Origin of the sequence: Peribacillus sp. Aquil_B1 (genome assembly GCF_022603275.1) — a bacterium.
Lineage (GTDB): Bacteria > Bacillota > Bacilli > Bacillales > DSM-1321 > Peribacillus.
In genome coordinates, this window is record NZ_JAKXEE010000001.1 from 798,487 (window position 1) to 817,517 (window position 19,031).

Here is a 19,031-nt window from a genome sequence, read left to right on the forward strand (position 1 = left end):
GGAAAGAATAGAGCTTATATAACTCTAGGAGGGAAACCATATGAAATTCAGCGAAAAAGATCAAACGAGCTTAAGCGGAGGCAATCAAGTATTGGGTGTCGATTTTCACGATTTCATCCAAAAGGAACAAAGCGCAAACCTTGTTGAATTGGCATCCGAATTCGGAGTCAATGTCCGGACAATCAAAAATCTGAAAAAACGTTTGAACCAATAAAATGCGACAAAATCCTCAGTCTGCCTTGACATTTGATGTTAACGTCCGTATGATTATAAAATATCAGACTTATTACTGCAATAACCAATGATGGAGAAGAGTAATTAAGAAACACATGAAAAGAGAGGAAATGCCGAGGCTGAAAGCATTCCACATGATGACTTAATGAAAGAACCCTCCGTAGGCTTCACTCCGAACGGATTTACTTAATAGGAGATGAACGTAAAACAGGCGTTAACTGTTTTTGAGCGGGGGCACTTTTTTTGTGCTTCAACTAGGGTGGCACCACGGGATATCCAAACTCTCGTCCCTTGTAACATATACGTTACAAGGGGCGGGAGTTTTTTGTTTGGGAAAAATCAGTATAGCGCGCCGTATCAGAAAGGGCGCCTTGCTTTAAAGGAGGAAACACAAATGTCTATTCAGATTCCTAGAGGTACCCAGGATTTATTGCCTGGCCAAACGGAAATTTGGCAGTATATCGAAAAAACGGCGCGTGAGATTTGTCACCGTTATCAATATAAAGAAATCCGCACTCCCATTTTTGAACACACGGAATTATTTTTACGTGGTGTAGGGGATACAACCGATATCGTTCAAAAAGAGATGTATTCATTTCAAGATCGCGGTGAAAGGAACTTAACCCTTCGTCCGGAAGGCACCGCTTCTGTTGTACGGTCATATATCGAGAACAAAATGTTCGGGTGGGCCAATCAACCGGTCAAGCTTTATTATATCGGGCCAATGTTCCGATACGAACGTCCGCAAGCAGGCCGATTCCGCCAGTTCGTTCAATTCGGCATCGAAGCTTTAGGAAGTAAGGATCCAGGAATCGATGCAGAGGTTCTGTCACTTGCGATGAACCTGTACAAGGAACTTGGTTTGAAAAAGCTGAAACTTGTAATCAACAGTCTTGGTGATAAAGAAAGCCGGACAGCGCATCGCAATGCGTTAATCAAACATTTCGAACCACGCATCGGCGAGTTTTGCGGCGATTGTCAAAACCGTCTCGAAAAGAATCCTTTGCGTATCCTGGATTGCAAAAAGGATCACGGTCACGAATTGATGAACACGGCTCCATCCATCATTGAATATTTAAATGATGAATCCCGTATTTACTTTGAAAAGGTGAAACAGCATTTAACCGATTTGGAAATCGATTTCGTCGAAGACCCGACTCTAGTGCGCGGCTTGGATTACTATAATCATACCGCCTTTGAAATCATGAGTGATGCAGAAGGTTTTGGCGCCATCACTACACTTTGCGGAGGCGGCCGTTATAACGGGCTTGCTGAAGAACTTGGCGGACCGGAAACACCCGGAATCGGCTTTGCACTTAGCATTGAACGCCTGATTGCAGCCCTCCAAGCAGAAAACATCGAGCTTCCGATCAAAAAGGGAATTGACTGCTATCTTGTTTCATTAGGTGAAACAGCCAAGGATTATACCGTCAAACTTGCCCATCAATTGCGGAATGCCGGTTTTACCGTCGAAAAAGACTATCAAGACCGTAAAGTGAAAGCACAATTCAAGTCAGCCGACCGCCTCGAAGCAAGATATGTGGCGACACTCGGGGATGATGAATTGGCAAATAATAAAATCAATGTGAAGTTCATGGAAACCGGTGAACAAGTCCAGATGGATCTTGCTACATTCGTTGAACAATTCAAAAAGCTACAGGCTTAAGGGGGAAATACCATGTTTGGCAGAACATACTTCAATGGTGAAGTGACAGAAGCAGCTATTGGTGAAAAAGTAACATTAAAAGGATGGGTACAAAAACGCCGGGATTTGGGCGGTGTCATCTTTATCGACCTACGTGACAGAAGCGGAGTCGTCCAAGTCGTTTTCAATCCGGATATTTCGGCAGACGCGCTGGCTACAGCCGAAAAAATCCGTAATGAATACGTCCTTGATATCCAAGGGACAGTCATCAAACGTGATGAAGCCAACTTCAACCCGAACGTAACAACAGGGACCGTCGAAGTACAAGCCGAAAACGTTACAATTTTAAACGAAGCAAAGACCCCTCCATTCATCATTGATGAAAGAACGGATGTATCAGAGGACATCCGCTTGAAATATCGTTATTTGGACCTGCGTCGTCCGGCGATGTTCGAAACGTTGAAAATGCGTAACCAAACAACTAAAGCGATCCGTGATTACTTGGACGGTGAAGGCTTCCTTGATATCGAAACACCGATCTTAACAAAAAGTACACCTGAAGGAGCACGTGATTATTTAGTGCCTAGCCGTGTACACGAAGGGGAGTTCTATGCACTTCCGCAGTCACCGCAAATCTTCAAGCAGTTATTGATGGTATCAGGTTTCGAACGTTATTATCAAATTGCCCGCTGTTTCCGTGATGAAGACTTACGTGCTGACAGACAGCCTGAATTCACGCAAATCGATATCGAAACAAGCTTCATGAGCCAAGAAGATATCATTAACACAGCCGAAAACATGATGGCTAAAGTGATGAAAGACGTGAAAGGACTGGACGTAACACTGCCATTCCCTAGAATGACCTACAATGAAGCGATGAGCCGTTACGGATCCGACAAACCGGATACACGCTTCGGAATGGAACTTAAAGATGTTTCCGAAATCGTCAAAGACAGTGATTTCAAAGTGTTCACCGGAGCTGTTGCAAGCGGCGGACAAGTAAAGGCAATCGTCGTTAAGGACGGAAATGCAGATTATTCCCGTAAAGACATAGATGGATTGGCTGAATTTGCAGCGATTTACGGTGCAAAAGGCCTTGCATGGCTGAAAGTTGAAGAAGACGGCGTAAAAGGGCCAATCGCCAAATTCTTCGCTGACGATCAAGAGCAATTAGTATCTGCATTGGAAGCCGAAGTGGGCGATTTAATCTTATTCGTGGCGGATAAGAAAGGCATAGTCGCTGATGCACTTGGAGCACTACGCATTAAGCTAGGTAAAGAAAGAGGCTTGATCGATCAAAGCAAATTCAACTTCCTATGGGTGACCGACTGGCCATTATTTGAATATGACGAAGAAGAAGGACGCTACTATGCAGCACACCATCCATTCACCATGCCATTCCGTGAAGACATGGACAAATTGGAATCAGACCCAGCAAGCGTCCGTGCCCAAGCATATGACCTTGTACTGAACGGCTACGAACTTGGCGGTGGATCACTGCGGATATTCGAACGTGGCGTTCAGGAAAAAATGTTCAAAGTACTTGGATTCTCCGAAGAAGAAGCAAACGCACAATTCGGCTTCCTAATGGATGCATTCGAATACGGAACGCCTCCACACGGCGGAATCGCCCTAGGATTGGATCGCATGGTCATGCTGCTCGCAGGCCGCACGAACCTTCGCGACACCATCGCGTTCCCGAAAACAGCAAGCGCAAGCGACCTGCTCGTTGACGCACCAAGTACTGTAAGTGACAAGCAATTGGCCGAACTTAACCTAAGACTTGCAGCACTTAAAAAATAATCCATTTGGGAAAAATATGAAAAAATACCTAGATGTTTTTTCTTGAAACAGAGTTAAGCATTATGATATGATATCTCCAATAAGTAAGAGTCCTGATGTGTTCGTTCTTTAACCTATAAGTTTTGACCGAACACTTATAGTTACCGGGAGCACTAGTTTCCTGGCCGCGTAAAAGCCTCCCTCGAAGAGGACTTACAAACGCGAGGAACCGAGCACCCACCTGCGGAGAGCGGGTTCAAAACAAAGGCGTAAACGGCACAATTGGGACTCTTACATCTTACAAAGCAACTCATGTTACATAACATGGGTTTTTTTGTGCGTTAAAATTGTAAACTTACGAGAGAATGCGTGTATTTACAAGTAAATAGTGCGAATTCACGAGTAAATGGAGGAAACTCACGAGTAAATAGTGCGAATTCACGAGTAAATGGCGCGAATTCACGAGTAAAGAGCTCTAACTCATGAGTAAATGACCCAAACTCACGAGTAAACACCCCAATCTAACGAATAAAACCAAAAAACCCTCGAATAAACTTCAAATCTTCCCTTTTATGTAACATTCGGCAATATAGATTCGTAAATTATAGTAAGGTTGAGCAATGTTCAGCCAAGGATAGAAAGTAGTGAGGGCTTTGAAAGATTTATTGTATGCAAAGAGGAAGGAAATGCTTCAATTAGTGGAGCGGCTAGTGAATATAGATAGTGGTTCTCATACGAAAAAGGGTATTGATGAAATTGGTTCGATTTTAAAAACGAAATTTGAAAGTCTGGATTTTATTGTGAATACCGTTGAGCAGCAGAATTATGGCAATCAGCTGGTCATCCAGCATCGTGAGGCGAATCAACCGCATATTTTGATCGTTGCCCATATGGATACGGTGTTTCCGGAGGGGACAGCGCAAAAACGTCCTTTTAAGGTGAAAGGAAGTCGGGCATACGGTCCGGGTGTGGCGGATATGAAGTCTAGTTTGGTTGAGCTATTTTATGCGATTCTTTGCTTGAAACAGACGGGGCAGACAGGCTATAAGCATATTCAAATCATTCTTAATAGTGATGAAGAGATCGGGTCACCGTCGTCCGCTTCACTCATATCGGAAAAAGCGGCCAATAAGAAGTTCGCGTTAATTCTTGAGCCGGCAAGGACGGACGGTTCGCTTGTCACGGCAAGAAGGGGCTGCGGTCAGTTTAAAGTCGATATTATGGGGGTGGCCGCCCATTCGGGGATCGAACCGGAAAAGGGACGAAGTGCAATTGAAGAATTGGCCCATAAGATCATCGCCTTACACCGATTGAATGATCAAAAGAAAGGAATCAGCGTTAATGTCGGCAAAATTGAAGGAGGCTCCGCTGTCAATATGATCGCTTCCCATGCGGCTGCCTTCGTCGATGTGCGGATTTCTGAAAAAAAGCAGGAGGGCATCGTTCTCAAGCAGCTTAAAAAAATCTGTGCCGAAACCCATATTCCCGGAACGAAAACGACACTAAGCGGGAAAATGGACCGGTCACCCATGGAAAAGAATGAGAAATCGAACTTGCTTTTAGAGACGATCCGTCAGGCTGGGAAGGAAATCGGCGTCGAAATCACGGATACGGCCACGGGTGGAGGATCGGATGCTTCCATCACTTCTGAATTGGGAATCGCGACAGTGGATGGACTCGGACCCATTGGAGGAAATGCCCATAGTGAAGAGGAGTATTTGGAAATTCCGAGCCTGACGGAAAGGACGCTCCTTTTGGCTACCGTTCTTCAAAAATTATCAAAAATGACCTAGTGCACCAATTCCGATTAGACTGCTCATATTTCGCTTGTCATAAATGATGTTTATGATATATTGTTAATTGGGAAGCTAAATAAGAACAGAATTTATTGGAGTTGAATATATATGCTGCATCAGTTTTCACGAAATGAATTGGCAATTGGCAAGGAAGGAATCGATATTCTGAAAAACACGACGGTTGCTGTCCTGGGTGTAGGAGGCGTTGGTTCATTTTCAGCCGAAGCATTGGCACGTACGGGGGTAGGCCGTATTATTCTTGTGGATAAAGACGATGTCGACATCACAAATGTAAACAGGCAGATTCATGCTCTATTATCAACAGTCGGTCAACCGAAAGCGGAATTGATGAAAAATCGCATTCAAGACATCAATCCCGACTGCGAAGTGATCGCTCTTAAAATGTTCTATACAGAAGAAACGTTTGAAGAATTCTTCAGTTATGGCCTGGACTATGTCATTGATGCATCAGATACGGTCATCTATAAAATGCATGTGATGAAGGAATGCCTGAAACGGAATATCAAGGTGATTTCAAGCATGGGTGCCGCTAATAAGATGGACCCGACACGTTTTCAAATTGCCGATATCTCCAAAACGCATACCGACCCGCTTGCCAAGGTCATTCGTACTAGATTGCGTAAAGAGGGCATAACAAAGGGAATCCCGGTTGTTTTCTCCGATGAGAGCCCTATTGTCATTCGTGAGGATGTCCGAAAAGAAGTTGGCAATGATGAGGCAAAAATCCGTAAAGCGCAAATGCCGCCATCTTCGAATGCTTTCGTCCCATCCGTAGCGGGCTTAATTGCAGCAAGCTGGGTGATCAATGATATATTAAAAAACATTGAAGTTCGCCGTGTAAACGATTGATAAGAAGTTAACTGACTCTATAAAGGGTCAGTTTTTTTTGTGTCGAATAGTAGATATTCCCTTTTAATAACTTTTTTATCCATATCATATAGACGGGGTCGAAAGAATGAGATAAACTATTTTCAGAATATTATTTTTATTCAGATATTCTATTTGATTAAAAGAACATACAAAATAAGGGGGTTTCAAATGAAGAAGAAAAAGCTAGCAGGAGTGTTTCTATCACTTTCATTAGTTGCAGGGGCGCTGGCAGGTTGTAGTGGCGGCGACTCGAAAACTAGCAGTTCAGGCGGGGGTTCATCAAACTCGGGTGACACAATCAAAATTGGGGCCAACCTTGAATTGTCCGGAGGTACGGCATCATTCGGCCAATCGGCTGCCGATGGTTTGCAACTGGCCATCGATGAGATTAATAAAGAGGGCATCGACGGTAAAAAATTGGAAATCGTTAAGGTTGATAATAAATCAGATGCGGCAGAAGCGACAAGCGGTTCGATCAAGCTGGTCAGCCAGGACAAGGTTGTGGCTGTAGTCGGATCTGCGACAAGCACTAATACATTGGCACAGGTTCAGGTCGCACAGGATAATCAAGTTCCTCTACTCACACCAACTGCAACAAATCCCGACATCACCAACAAAGCTGGAAAATTAAATGATTATGTGTTCAGAACTTGCTTTATCGATCCATTCCAAGGGACGGTGGCAGCCAATTTCGCAACTGACGAAATTGGGGCAAAGACCGCTGCGATCTATGTGGATAGCGCAAGTGATTATTCAAAAGGACTGGCCGCAGCCTTTAAAGAAGCGTTCACTGCCAAGGGCGGTAAAATCGTGGCGGAAGAAGCATATGTAACGAAAGATACTGATTTCCGCTCTACATTAACACGTATCAAATCCGCAAAACCGGAGTTCGTTTTCCTTCCTGGTTATTATGAGGAAGTCGGATTGATCTTAAAACAGGCTCGTGAAGATGGCATAGACCTTCCATTCATGGGCGGAGACGGCTGGGATTCCCCGAAGGTCGTTGAAATTGCCGGAGCTGAGGCTTTGAAAAATACCTATATCACGAATCACTATTCTCCGGAAGATGAAGATGCAAAAATCCAGGATTTCGTTGCAGCCTTCAAAAAGGAATACAATAAAACACCGGATGCCTTTGCCGCACTTGGTTATGATACTGGCTACTACCTGGCTGATGCCATCAAGAGATCTGGTGATGCTTCTCCAGAAAAAATCAGACAAGCATTGGAAGATGTCAAAGATCTTCAATTAGTTTCCGGAACGCTGAACCTCGATGAAAACCATGATCCGATCAAATCGGCGACCATCTTGGAATATGTGGATGGCAAACAAACATTCAAAACAAAAATCAATCCATAATAGCTTACGTGGATAGGGGGCAAGTCCCCCTATTCTATATTCACTTAAAAAACACCTTTACGGGGAGAGTGCAATATGGAACTGATTCAGCAATTGGTAAATGGCATTTCACTCGGAAGCATTTATGCTTTGATCGCGCTTGGTTATACGATGGTATATGGAATCGTCAAGCTCATAAACTTCGCCCATGGCGACGTATTCATGGTCGGTTCATTTGTAGGGTTTTACGCCATTACCGTAATGGACTTATCCTTCATTCCAGCTTTATTGATTTCGATGGTCTCATGTGCCATCTTTGGCGTTCTAATTGAACGCATTGCTTATAAACCCCTTCGTAATGCAACACGGATTGCGGCCTTGATAACGGCCATCGGTGTTTCCCTTCTGATAGAAAACGGGCTGATTTACATCCGGGGCGCCCAGCCGGAAGCCTATCCAAATAACGTCCTTCCGATGGATAAACTCGATATATTGGGAGTTTCCATCAGCAGTCAATCGATATTGATCTTATCTGTTTCCATCATATTAATGATCATCCTACAATTCGTTGTCCATAAAACCAAAATCGGCAAAGCGATGCGTGCCGTTTCATTCGATTCCGAAGCGGCTAAGCTGATGGGAATCAATGTGAATAATACGATTTCAGCTACGTTCGCCATAGGTTCTGCGCTTGCAGGGGCGGCTGGTGTCATTTTTGGAATCTACTATATTAAAATCGAGCCGTTGATGGGTGTCCTTCCTGGCCTTAAAGCATTTGTTGCAGCAGTCTTGGGCGGCATCGGCATCATTCCGGGGGCGATGGTCGGCGGTCTGCTGCTTGGAGTGATCGAGGCTTTGGTCAGTGCGGCCGGTTATTCGTTATGGCGCGATGGTGTGGCTTTCGTCGTACTTATCTTGATTTTGATTTTCTTGCCGCAGGGTCTGTTCGGTAAAAATAAAAGAGAAAAAGTATAAGGGAGACATGGCGATGACTACTTTAAATAATTCAAAGGGTTTTTGGCTCTCGATCGTGCTCGCACTTATTTTTTTCGGAATCATGCAGTACACCATTTCAAACGGTATGCTTAACCCGTTTTATATCAACACGCTCATGTTCATCGGCATCAATATCATGCTGGCGACGAGCCTGCATTTAATCATTGGAATAACCGGGCAGTTCTCGATTGGTCATGCAGGTTTTTTAGCGGTAGGGGCCTATGCTTCGGCAGTCATGACAATGAAGCTGGAACTTCCTTTCATCATAGCTGTATTGGCTGGGGGCGTAATAGCCGCTGTTGCGGGCATGGTAATCGGGGTACCGAGCTTGCGTCTGAAGGGGGATTACCTGGCGATAGCTACGCTTGGATTTGGGGAAATTGTCCGGATCGTCCTTTTGAATATTGATTATGTAGGCGGGGCAAGCGGGATGCAGGTATCCCACCTGACTACTTGGCCGTGGGTTTTTGCCTGTGTGATGATCACCGTCTTAGTCATCCGGAATTTCACCAATTCGACTCACGGACGGGCATGCATATCCGTAAGGGAAGATGAAACGGCGGCTGATGCGATGGGAATCAATACGACCTATTATAAAGTGGCGGCTTTCGTCATCGGAGCTTTTTTTGCCGGGATCGCCGGATCGCTTTATGCCCATAATTTCTATATTATCCAGCCATCGAACTTCGGTTTCCTAAAATCCTTCGACATTCTGATTTTCGTCGTACTTGGCGGTCTTGGAAGTCTATCAGGTTCGGTTTTGGCCGCAATTTTACTGACGATCGTGACGACATTCCTTCAGGATTATCCGGAAACGAGGATGATCATCTACAGCCTTGTCCTGATCCTGATGATGATCTTCCGCCCGCAGGGTTTAATGGGAACAAGAGAAATCACCTCATTGTTCACACATAAAAAAACGAAAGGGGGCCCAAAGGATGGAGGCCACAATACCGTTGCTTAAAGTAGATTCGGTGGGTATCCGTTTTGGCGGTTTGAAAGCTGTGTCCGATGTGAATGTGGAATTATTTCCGGGGGAACTTGTAGGCCTGATCGGCCCGAATGGAGCTGGGAAAACGACCTTCTTCAATTTATTGACGGGTGTGTATGTCCCTACAGAAGGAACAATTGCCTTGAACGGGGAAAACCTGAATAAGCAGCCGCCTTATAAAATTACCCGAAAAGGGATTTCGAGGACCTTTCAAAACATTCGCCTCTTCAGTGAGTTATCCGTGATCGATAACGTGAAGGTTGCTTACCACTCGCTTGCCAAGCATGGAATTCCAAGCTCGATATTCCGGCTGCCTGGACATTTTTCCGGGGAAAAGGAAATGGATGAAAAGGCGCTGGAATTTTTGAGGATTTTTAAACTTGACCATTTTAAGGATGAAAAAGCAAAGAATCTTCCATACGGACAGCAAAGGCGGCTGGAAATCGCGCGTGCTCTTGCCGCCAACCCGAAACTTCTTTTACTGGACGAACCCGCAGCTGGAATGAACCCGCATGAAACGAAGGAATTAATGAACCTCATTGCATTTATCCGGAAGGAATTCAACCTTACCGTGTTGCTAATCGAGCATGATATGTCACTTGTCATGGGGGTATGCGAACGGATTTACGTTCTTGATCATGGACAGCTTATCGCTCACGGAAAGCCGGAACAAATCCGCAACGATCCAAAGGTAATTGAGGCATATCTAGGGGAGGAGGTTTCCTGATGCTGAAAATAGAGGACATCAATGTTTATTATGGTAATATCCAAGCGTTAAAAGGGGTTTCCATGGAGATTAACGAGGGCGAGATCGTAACCTTGATCGGGGCGAACGGAGCGGGAAAAAGCACGTTGCTCAAAACGATATCCGGACTGTTAAAACCAAAGCAAGGAAAGGTTTTGTTCGAAGGCGAGCCGATTGGAGGAAAAGCTGCACAGTCCATCGTGAAAATGGGCATATCCCATGTTCCTGAAGGACGGCGTGTCTTTGCCAACATGACGGTTGCCGAAAACCTGGAGCTTGGGGCTTATTTACGGAAAGACAAAGATGGCATCAAAAAAGATATCGAAAAGGTGTATGAACTATTTCCGAGGCTGCTGGAGAGAATCAAACAGCAGGCAGGCACGTTATCAGGCGGTGAACAGCAGATGCTTGCAATGGGCCGGGCCTTAATGGCCAAACCACGGTTATTACTTCTCGATGAACCTTCGATGGGCCTTGCACCGCTTTTGGTGAAGCAAATATTCAACATCATCCAGGAAATCAGTGAGACCGGAACAACGATCCTTTTGGTCGAGCAAAACGCCAACCTTGCTCTATCGATTGCAGATCGGGCTTATGTCGTTGAAACGGGCCGAATCGTCCTCTCGGGCAATGCCGAGGAACTCACTTCAAGTGAAGAAATAAAAATGGCCTATTTAGGAGGACATTGAACCTCCGTTTGGCTGTGCGAGATTCCTGCGGGAAAAGCGAGTGCCTGCAGTGGTAATCAACGGCCGAATTATACAAACATCAATTATTATCGTGTTTCTCTGCAGTCATGAACCGCCGTTTGGCGGTTTTTTTGTTTGGTGTTCGGGTTATGCAAAATATACAGGAAGATAAAAAAGCAGACGAGCTTCATGCATGATTTTATACATCCAGTATAGTATTATTCAATTTTGATATAGGAATTAAGACTAAAAAAGAACCGAAAAACTGGGTTTAATTCCCTATCAATATACTTCTATTTTGGTAAAAATGTAATTAAAAGGATGAAAAAAATAAGGGGATGAATAAAATTTTTTGAGCAGTAAATAAGGAATTTATAATATTAATATAATTAAATTATCAGTTTTTTCTGATTATATCGCCTATTTTCGCAATATTTAAAATATATAAAGATAAAAATGATATAGCACTTCCTGTGAAAAATATCCTATTTGGCGAAATCTTCTCACAATTATTGTATAGACGGAATGAAAATTATGCGGTAAACTATTTTTCGAAATATTAATTTAATTTCAAAAATTTAATCTAATCAAATTTTTCTGAGGCATCTTGAATAAATATTCATGCATCAGAGCGATGATTACAAAACGGGGGGATTATTTATGAAAAAGAAAAAACTAGCAGGTGCATTCCTTTCTCTAACACTTGCTGCAGGAGTGCTAGCCGGTTGTTCCAGCTCTGGTTCATCAGAAAAATCAGGCGGAGATGGAGATACGATAAAAATCGGTGTCAACCTTGAATTATCAGGCGGTGTTGCTTCATATGGACAATCGATTGCAGAAGGTCTGGAGCTTGCGACTGCAGAAATAAATAAAGAAGGCATTGACGGTAAAAAAATCAAACTTATAAAAGTCGATAATAAATCAGAAGCGTCAGAAGCGACAAGCGGAGCGATCAAGCTGACATCACAAGATCAGGTTGCAGCGATCGTAGGTGCAGCGACAAGCACGAACTCGATTGCACAAGTACAGATTGCCCAAGATAATAAAGTGCCGGTCATCTCACCTTCCGGTACAAGCCCTGAAATCACTTTCAGCAAGGATAAATTGAACGATTACGTTTTCAGGACAAGCTTCATCGATCCGTTCCAAGGAACGGTAGCTGCGAACTTTGCCACTAAAGAAATCAAAGCGAAAAGTGCAGCGATCTATATTGACAGCGCAAGTGATTATTCAAAAGGATTAGCGGCGGCCTTTAAAGAACAATTCGAAAAAAATGGCGGAAAAATCGTTGCTGAGGAAGCTTACATCGCGAAGGATACTGATTTCCGTTCCACATTGACTCGTTTGAAATCGGCAAAACCTGATTTCATTTTCCTTCCTGGTTACTATGAGGAAGCTGGTCTGATCGTGAAGCAGGCACGTGAAACTGGACTTGACGTTCCATTCATGGGCGGCGACGGCTGGGATTCTCCTAAGCTAGTTGAAATTGCCGGTGCAAAAGCTCTAAATAATACGTTCATCACGAACCATTATTCTTCAGGTGACCCTGATGAGAAAATTCAGAATTTTGTGTCTGCATTTAAAGCGAAGTATAAAGATAAATCCCCGGATGCATTTAACGCTCTAGGATATGACACAGGATACTTCCTTGCAGACGCGATTAAACGTGCTGGATCAGCGGATTCGGAAAAAATCAAAGAAGCGCTGGAAAAAACGGCTGATCTTGAGCTTGTAACGGGTACATTCACATTGGATGAAAAGCATAATCCAATCAAATCTGCTACCATCCTTGAGTTTAAAGAGGGAGAGCAAGTATTCAACACAAAAATCAATCCTTAATTTCGGAGAACAACTCCAATCCTTTCGCCGGCCCTTCGTCAATATGAAGGTGCTGGCGAATTCTCATTTTTCAAGCATGCCAGGTCGCTGAACTTCCCCTTAGCGGAATGAAAAGAGTCTGGACTAATCACTCATAAAATTAGATTTTCAAGGAGAGTCGAACATGGAATTGATACAACAGTTAATAAACGGGGTTTCACTAGGAAGTATTTATGCCCTTATCGCTCTCGGATATACGATGGTTTACGGGATTGTTAAATTGATAAACTTCGCACATGGCGATGTATTCATGGTCGGCTCATTCGTTGGGTTTTACTCGATAACGGTCCTGGATCTGTCATTCGTGCCCGCCCTATTAATCTCGATGACGGTCTGTGCGCTGTTTGGTGTATTGATCGAGCGTATTGCGTACAAGCCATTGCGTAACGCAACACGTATTGCGGCACTTATCACTGCCATCGGTGTTTCCCTTTTGATCGAATACGGATTCATCTACGTCCGCGGTGCACAGCCGGAAGCTTATCCGAATGATGTATTGCCGGCGGACAAGTTCAATATTTTTGGAGTTTCCATCAATAGCCAATCGGTATTGATTTTTGGAGTGGCCGTAGTTCTAATGATCATCCTTCAAATCATCGTTCATAAATCAAAAATAGGAAAAGCGATGCGTGCCGTTTCATTTGACGCGGATGCAGCCAAACTGATGGGGATAAATGTCGATAACACGATTTCTGCCACCTTTGCAATCGGTTCCGCATTGGCTGGGGCAGCGGGCGTCATTTTCGGTATTTACTATATCAAGATCGAGCCGCTAATGGGCGTGCTTCCGGGATTGAAGGCATTCGTTGCCGCCGTTCTCGGAGGGATCGGGATTATTCCGGGCGCGATGGTCGGTGGCCTATTGCTAGGTGTCATCGAAGCTTTGGTAAGTGCCGCCGGTTACTCATTATGGCGTGATGCTGTAGCCTTCGTCGTACTGATTCTTATCTTGATTTTCATGCCACAAGGCTTATTCGGTAAAAACAAAAAAGAAAAAGTATAGGGGAGACAAAGCAATGACTACAATTAAGCGAGCAAAAGGTTTTTGGCTCTCGATTTCACTATCATTGATCTTTTTCGCCGCAGTTCAAGTGTTAATCGGCGGCGGATCGCTAAATCCTTTTTATCAAAATACGCTCATGTTCATCGGGATCAATATCATTCTGGCAGCGAGCCTGCACTTGATCATCGGGATAACCGGGCAGTTCTCCATCGGGCATGCCGGATTCCTGGCAGTCGGTGCCTATGCTTCAGCCGTTATGACGATGAAGCTGGAAATGCCATTTTATGCGGCATTAATAGTCGGCGGTTTGGCGTCAGCGCTGGCAGGCTTGATCATCGGAATTCCAAGCTTACGCTTAAAAGGTGACTACCTGGCGATTGCGACCCTCGGTTTTGGTGAAATCGTCCGGATCATGCTGTTGAATATCGATTATGTCGGCGGGGCGAGCGGCATGCAGGTTTCCCATTTAACCACTTGGCCGTGGGTATTCGCTTCCGTTATCGTAACAATCATCGTCATCCGAAACTTTACTAGCTCGACCCACGGAAGAGCCTGCATATCGATCCGCGAGGACGAAACGGCAGCCGATTCGATGGGAATCAACACGACGTATTATAAAGTTGTCGCGTTTGCGATCGGTGCTTTTTTTGCCGGTATTGCCGGAGGGCTTTACGCTCATAACTTCTATATCATCCAGCCATCGAACTTCGGATTCCTGAAATCATTCGATATTTTAATCCTAGTCGTACTTGGCGGTCTTGGAAGTCTTTCCGGTGCCGTATTGGCCGCGATATTATTGACGGTTGTCACGACTTTCCTGCAGGATTATCCGGAAACACGAATGATCATCTACAGCCTTGTGCTGATCGTGATGATGCTCTATCGCCCACAAGGCTTAATGGGGACAAAAGAAATAACATCCATGTTCAAACGTAAAGGAGGAAGCAGCCATGAAAAAAATAAAAACACCGCTGCTTAAAGTCGATTCAGTCGGCATCCAGTTCGGGGGGCTTAAAGCCGTTTCTGATGTTAACGTCGAGTTATATCCAGGAGAACTGATTGGCCTGATCGGGCCGAACGGCGCTGGAAAAACGACTTTCTTTAACTTGCTGACAGGAGTTTACGTCCCGACCGAGGGCACGATTTCTTTGGAAGGTGAGAACTTAAGAAAACTGCCTCCATATAAAATCACGCAAAAAGGGATCAGCCGGACATTCCAGAACATTCGCTTATTCAGTGAACTATCCGTGATCGATAATGTAAAAGTAGCCTATCATTCGCTTTCGAAACATAACATCTTAAGTTCAATCTTCCGCATGCCGATCCATTTTAAAGGCGAAAAGGAAATGGATGAAAAAGCGATTGAGTTCCTGAAGATTTTTAACCTTGATCAATATAAGGATGAAAAGGCGAAGAACCTGCCATATGGTAAACAAAGACGTTTGGAAATCGCCCGTGCACTTGCAGCCAACCCGAAACTGCTTTTGCTGGATGAACCGGCTGCGGGGATGAATCCTCAGGAAACCCATGAGCTCATGAACCTGATTGCCCTCATCCGTGAGAAATTCGATTTGACCGTATTATTGATAGAACATGATATGCCGCTCGTCATGGGTGTTTGCGAACGCATATATGTACTCGATCACGGACAACTGATCGCTCAAGGAAAGCCAGAGGAAATCCGTAACAATCCAAAAGTCATCGAGGCCTATCTGGGCGAGGAGGTTTCATAATGTTAAAAATCGAGGACATCAACGTCTATTACGGAAACATTCAAGCCTTGAAAGGAATCTCGCTTTCTATTAACGAAGGCGAAATCGTAACCCTGATCGGGGCGAACGGAGCCGGAAAAAGCACGCTGCTGAAAAGCATTTCCGGCCTATTAAAACCAAAACAAGGGAAGATCGTATTCGAAGGGCAATCCATCGGCGGAAAGGCAGCACAATCCATCGTGAAAATGGGCATCTCGCATGTCCCCGAAGGCCGGCGGGTCTTTGCTAACATGACCGTCGAAGAAAACCTTCAGCTTGGTGCTTATTTACGTAAGGATAAGGCAGGCATCAAGCAGGATATGGAGAAAGTCTATGAATTATTCCCGCGGTTGCTAGAGCGCCTGAAACAGCAATCCGGAACACTTTCCGGCGGGGAACAGCAAATGCTTGCAATGGGCAGGGCACTCATGGCCAAACCCCGGCTTCTGTTATTGGACGAGCCATCCATGGGACTTGCGCCATTATTGGTGAAGCAAATCTTTCATATCATTGAAGAAATCAACAAAACAGGTACAACGATTCTGCTGGTCGAACAAAATGCCAACTTAGCACTATCCATCGCGGACAGAGCCTATGTTGTCGAAACCGGCCGAATTGTCCTATCAGGCAAATCTGAGGAACTGACCGCAAGTGAAGAAATCAAGAATGCCTATCTAGGCGGACATTAAACCCTTTATAGCGGTTTCAGACTGTAGGGAAGCTCGATGAAAAATCGGGTTTCCCTACAGTTTTTTTATTGAAAAAAGTTCCAGTTGATTTCAGAAACCCGCTCCCTTTCCGCCGACTGCCTGCCAAGCCTCCTCGCCTAGCGGCTGCGGTGTCTTGGCTAGCCAGTAATTCGGCTGGAGTGTCGCAAATTTCTTCAATCCAATAAGGATTACAGTAAAAAAACATGAAGAATAATTTAGTCTTGTTTTAAAATCATAGTTTAGGATTAGACCAATCGGAACTTCCTTTATTAGACAAAAGGGCTTCTGTCTAAATTTTTCAAACGAAGTTGATTGGAACGGAAGGTACGAGACTCCTGCGGGAAAAGCGAGTCCAGGGGAGACCCCACAGGCACAGAAAGCGCCGAGGAGGCACCCGGACCGCCCGCGGAAAGCGAGTGCCTGGAGTGGAAATCAAAGTGCAAATTTTACGGTGAAATACATACAATCACCCACTTTGTTTTTAAATTTAGGTAGACCCCATTTTGTCGACAAACTGAAGACCTTTTTATAGCGGTTTTTTTGTTGTGAAAATAAGTTATTTTAACTAGATAAAAAGGTTAGTAAATCCAAATCAGACGGTATACAATCTAGTTAGGAATAATAGTAGAATTGGTTCATGATTAAACCTCATAGATAGCTATTCTTAATCATATTTTTTGGAGTGATTGTATGCACAGACTTATTCAAGCCATTTTGCCGGTATTATTACTGTTTATGATTTTGCCAATCTACCAGCCACATTCTGCTTCTGCAGAAGAAACGCCGCAATCTGATGGCGTCATCGTCAAGTATAAAGAGGAAAACGATGAGCCGATCAACGAGTTGATAGAAAAGGTGGAGGTTCCTAAAGGGGAAACGACCGACAACGTGATCGAGGAACTTGAAGGACAGAAGAATGTGGAATATGCAGAACCAAACTATCTTTTCAAGAAGATGGAAAGTCCGAACGATCCAGCCTACATAGACCAGTGGCACCATAAAAAGCTTGGTACGAATGCAGCGTGGACAAAAACAATGGGCTCGAAGGAATTGATCGTGGCCATCATTGACGACGGCATCGATCGTAACCACGAAGATTTAAAAGGGAGGATCGTCAATGCCTATGATACGATACGCAATCGGAAGCATATCGTCCCAAAAGGGGCGCATGGAACGCATATCGCAGGCATCATTGCCGGTTCTGCGAACAACGGCATAGGCGGAACGGGTGTTGCCCCGAACGTTAAACTAATGCCGATCAACGTTTTTGATGGAGAGTATGCCAATACGGCTGATATCATTGAGGCGATACATTATGCCGTTCAGCAAAAGGCAAACATCATCAATATGAGTTTAGGAGACACTAGTTATTCGGAGGCCTTGAACAAGGCCGTCCAGGAAGCCTATAAAAAAGGTGTATTGATCGTCGCGGCTGCCGGGAATGAAGGGGATATGGGGGAAAATGTCCAGCGTGTGTACCCAGCGGCCTTCAGCCACGTCATTTCCGTTGCTGCCACTGACTCAAGTGACAAGCGTCCCAGTTATTCCAACTACCATTCAACAGTCGATATTGCGGCCCCTGGTGATGATATCCTTTCGACCCTGCCTTATGGTAAATACGGCTGGATGAGCGGAACATCGATGGCCACGCCGATGGTGGCCGGTGTAGCGGCATTGATTTGGTCCTATGAGCCGAAGCTTAACAAAACGGAGGTCGAATACCGCCTCTATGATTCAGCCGTGGACCTAGGTGCAAAAGGGAAAGACATCTACTATGGAAACGGGCGGGTCAATGCCAAAAAAGCACTGGAAATGAAGACGCTGACCAAACCGGCCGTGACCGCAATATCCGATAAGGACACCAAGATCAATGGGAAAATCCCGACTGACTTCAAAACGGGGACCGTCTCCATTTATACCGGTAATAAACAACTCGCCACAGTGAAGATCAACGGCGAAAAAACGTTTACAGCAACTATCGCAAAACAAACAGCCGGAACGACCATCTCTACTAGGGTCATCGATAAATCGGGAAATAAAAGTATACCCGTTTCATTTAAAGTGGCAGATAAAACGGCTCCTGCAAGACCTTCGGTAAATACGGTAGGTGACAATACCGTCAAAGTAACCGGCAAAGCGGAAGCGAGTTCTTCCGTCACTGTCAAAACTGGCAGTACGGTTTTAGGCAAAGCAAATTCGAACAGTGCAGGGAATTTCACCGTAACGATGGCAAAAAAACAAAAAGCCGGAAAAGTCCTATCCGTGACAGCAACCGATAAAGCAGGAAATATAAGCTCGATCAAAACCGTGACCGTCGCAGACAAAACTGCACCAAGTAAACCTACGGTCAACACGGTAACGACAAAAACAACAATAGTAACGGGTAAAGCAGAGGCTAACTCCACAGTGTACATCAAAGCATCAAAAAAAGTGATCGGCTCTGCCACAGCAACGACCAAAGGTACCTTCTCGGTTAGAATTCCCAAGCAAAAAGAGGGAAGGAACCTATATATTCATGCCAAAGATAAAGCGAAAAACGTAAGCGAGTCAAGAAAAGTAACGGTTAAAAAGTGATACAAGAA

At 44.6% G+C, this 19,031-nt stretch carries 16 protein-coding genes, 1 other RNA gene and 1 other annotated feature; all 17 genes read left to right on the plus strand.

Annotated features, from left to right (window positions below; genetic code table 11):
* The first annotated feature begins 40 nt into the window (after window positions 1-40).
* The 17 genes from MPH60_RS03930 (at window position 41) to MPH60_RS04010 (ending at window position 19,023) form a co-directional block, all read left to right on the plus strand.
* The gene (locus tag MPH60_RS03930) at window positions 41-214 is read left to right on the plus strand and encodes a hypothetical protein (RefSeq protein WP_034308777.1); all 174 of its coding nucleotides are present in this window, start codon (window positions 41-43) and stop codon (window positions 212-214) included.
* A 78-nt stretch (window positions 215-292) separates the two neighbouring features.
* Window positions 293-529 (plus strand) — a binding site (T-box leader).
* A gap of 99 nt (window positions 530-628) precedes the next feature.
* Window positions 629-1,900, plus strand: coding sequence for a histidine--tRNA ligase (gene hisS / locus MPH60_RS03935; RefSeq protein ID WP_241593327.1), 1,272 nt, complete (start codon window positions 629-631; stop codon window positions 1,898-1,900).
* A 12-nt stretch (window positions 1,901-1,912) separates the two neighbouring features.
* Window positions 1,913-3,682, plus strand: coding sequence for an aspartate--tRNA ligase (gene aspS / locus MPH60_RS03940; protein ID WP_241593325.1), 1,770 nt, complete (start codon window positions 1,913-1,915; stop codon window positions 3,680-3,682).
* 86 nt (window positions 3,683-3,768) lie between these two features.
* Window positions 3,769-3,954: non-coding RNA, 6S RNA (gene ssrS / locus MPH60_RS03945), on the plus strand.
* 393 nt (window positions 3,955-4,347) lie between these two features.
* A complete protein-coding gene (locus tag MPH60_RS03950) occupies window positions 4,348-5,454 on the plus strand; it encodes a M20 family metallopeptidase (protein ID WP_241593323.1) in 1,107 nt (368 codons plus the stop codon).
* A 111-nt stretch (window positions 5,455-5,565) separates the two neighbouring features.
* Window positions 5,566-6,327: a tRNA threonylcarbamoyladenosine dehydratase gene (locus tag MPH60_RS03955; RefSeq protein ID WP_241593321.1), complete on the plus strand. Its 762-nt coding sequence runs from the start codon at window positions 5,566-5,568 to the stop codon at window positions 6,325-6,327.
* A gap of 189 nt (window positions 6,328-6,516) precedes the next feature.
* Window positions 6,517-7,707 (plus strand): ABC transporter substrate-binding protein, encoded by a 1,191-nt coding sequence (locus tag MPH60_RS03960; RefSeq protein ID WP_137020398.1) that lies wholly within the window; start codon window positions 6,517-6,519, stop codon window positions 7,705-7,707.
* A gap of 75 nt (window positions 7,708-7,782) precedes the next feature.
* The gene (locus tag MPH60_RS03965; RefSeq protein WP_101222754.1) at window positions 7,783-8,661 is read left to right on the plus strand and encodes a branched-chain amino acid ABC transporter permease; all 879 of its coding nucleotides are present in this window, start codon (window positions 7,783-7,785) and stop codon (window positions 8,659-8,661) included.
* A gap of 13 nt (window positions 8,662-8,674) precedes the next feature.
* Window positions 8,675-9,646, plus strand: a complete 972-nt coding sequence (locus MPH60_RS03970) for a branched-chain amino acid ABC transporter permease (RefSeq protein WP_241593319.1) — start codon at window positions 8,675-8,677, stop codon at window positions 9,644-9,646.
* Window positions 9,621-10,400, plus strand: coding sequence for an ABC transporter ATP-binding protein (locus MPH60_RS03975; protein ID WP_137020396.1), 780 nt, complete (start codon window positions 9,621-9,623; stop codon window positions 10,398-10,400). The genes MPH60_RS03970 and MPH60_RS03975 overlap by 26 nt, the downstream gene beginning before the upstream one ends.
* A complete protein-coding gene (locus tag MPH60_RS03980) occupies window positions 10,400-11,107 on the plus strand; it encodes an ABC transporter ATP-binding protein (RefSeq protein ID WP_241593317.1) in 708 nt (235 codons plus the stop codon). Before MPH60_RS03975 ends, MPH60_RS03980 begins: the two co-directional genes overlap by 1 nt.
* A 660-nt stretch (window positions 11,108-11,767) precedes the next feature.
* Window positions 11,768-12,946, plus strand: a complete 1,179-nt coding sequence (locus MPH60_RS03985) for an ABC transporter substrate-binding protein (RefSeq protein ID WP_137020394.1) — start codon at window positions 11,768-11,770, stop codon at window positions 12,944-12,946.
* A 163-nt stretch (window positions 12,947-13,109) separates the two neighbouring features.
* Window positions 13,110-13,988: a branched-chain amino acid ABC transporter permease gene (locus MPH60_RS03990; RefSeq protein ID WP_101222749.1), complete on the plus strand. Its 879-nt coding sequence runs from the start codon at window positions 13,110-13,112 to the stop codon at window positions 13,986-13,988.
* A 13-nt stretch (window positions 13,989-14,001) separates the two neighbouring features.
* On the plus strand, window positions 14,002-14,967 hold the full coding sequence (locus tag MPH60_RS03995) for a branched-chain amino acid ABC transporter permease (RefSeq protein WP_101222748.1): 966 nt from the start codon (window positions 14,002-14,004) through the stop codon (window positions 14,965-14,967).
* Window positions 14,939-15,721 carry an ABC transporter ATP-binding protein gene (locus MPH60_RS04000; protein WP_101222747.1) on the plus strand — a complete coding sequence of 261 codons (783 nt, stop codon included), beginning with the start codon at window positions 14,939-14,941 and terminating at the stop codon, window positions 15,719-15,721. The genes MPH60_RS03995 and MPH60_RS04000 overlap by 29 nt, the downstream gene beginning before the upstream one ends.
* On the plus strand, window positions 15,721-16,428 hold the full coding sequence (locus MPH60_RS04005) for an ABC transporter ATP-binding protein (RefSeq protein WP_241593315.1): 708 nt from the start codon (window positions 15,721-15,723) through the stop codon (window positions 16,426-16,428). The genes MPH60_RS04000 and MPH60_RS04005 overlap by 1 nt, the downstream gene beginning before the upstream one ends.
* A 711-nt stretch (window positions 16,429-17,139) precedes the next feature.
* Complete coding sequence (locus tag MPH60_RS04010) at window positions 17,140-19,023, plus strand: S8 family serine peptidase (RefSeq protein WP_241593313.1); 1,884 nt, start codon at window positions 17,140-17,142, stop codon at window positions 19,021-19,023.
* Window positions 19,024-19,031 lie beyond the last annotated feature (8 nt).

Bases quoted from the DNA above. Each gene is read 5' to 3' on its own strand.
- MPH60_RS03990 (WP_101222749.1), top strand. From the start codon at position 13,110: ATGGAATTGATACAACAGTTAATAAACGGGGTTTCACTAGGAAGTATT.
- aspS (WP_241593325.1), top strand. From the start codon at position 1,913: ATGTTTGGCAGAACATACTTCAATGGTGAAGTGACAGAAGCAGCTATT.
- MPH60_RS03970 (WP_241593319.1), top strand. From the start codon at position 8,675: ATGACTACTTTAAATAATTCAAAGGGTTTTTGGCTCTCGATCGTGCTC.
- MPH60_RS04005 (WP_241593315.1), top strand. From the start codon at position 15,721: ATGTTAAAAATCGAGGACATCAACGTCTATTACGGAAACATTCAAGCC.
- MPH60_RS03975 (WP_137020396.1), top strand. From the start codon at position 9,621: ATGGAGGCCACAATACCGTTGCTTAAAGTAGATTCGGTGGGTATCCGT.
- MPH60_RS03985 (WP_137020394.1), top strand. From the start codon at position 11,768: ATGAAAAAGAAAAAACTAGCAGGTGCATTCCTTTCTCTAACACTTGCT.
- MPH60_RS03930 (WP_034308777.1), top strand. From the start codon at position 41: ATGAAATTCAGCGAAAAAGATCAAACGAGCTTAAGCGGAGGCAATCAA.
- MPH60_RS03960 (WP_137020398.1), top strand. From the start codon at position 6,517: ATGAAGAAGAAAAAGCTAGCAGGAGTGTTTCTATCACTTTCATTAGTT.
- MPH60_RS03995 (WP_101222748.1), top strand. From the start codon at position 14,002: ATGACTACAATTAAGCGAGCAAAAGGTTTTTGGCTCTCGATTTCACTA.
- MPH60_RS03950 (WP_241593323.1), top strand. From the start codon at position 4,348: ATGCTTCAATTAGTGGAGCGGCTAGTGAATATAGATAGTGGTTCTCAT.
- MPH60_RS03955 (WP_241593321.1), top strand. From the start codon at position 5,566: ATGCTGCATCAGTTTTCACGAAATGAATTGGCAATTGGCAAGGAAGGA.
- MPH60_RS04000 (WP_101222747.1), top strand. From the start codon at position 14,939: ATGAAAAAAATAAAAACACCGCTGCTTAAAGTCGATTCAGTCGGCATC.
- MPH60_RS03980 (WP_241593317.1), top strand. From the start codon at position 10,400: ATGCTGAAAATAGAGGACATCAATGTTTATTATGGTAATATCCAAGCG.
- MPH60_RS04010 (WP_241593313.1), top strand. From the start codon at position 17,140: ATGCACAGACTTATTCAAGCCATTTTGCCGGTATTATTACTGTTTATG.
- hisS (WP_241593327.1), top strand. From the start codon at position 629: ATGTCTATTCAGATTCCTAGAGGTACCCAGGATTTATTGCCTGGCCAA.
- MPH60_RS03965 (WP_101222754.1), top strand. From the start codon at position 7,783: ATGGAACTGATTCAGCAATTGGTAAATGGCATTTCACTCGGAAGCATT.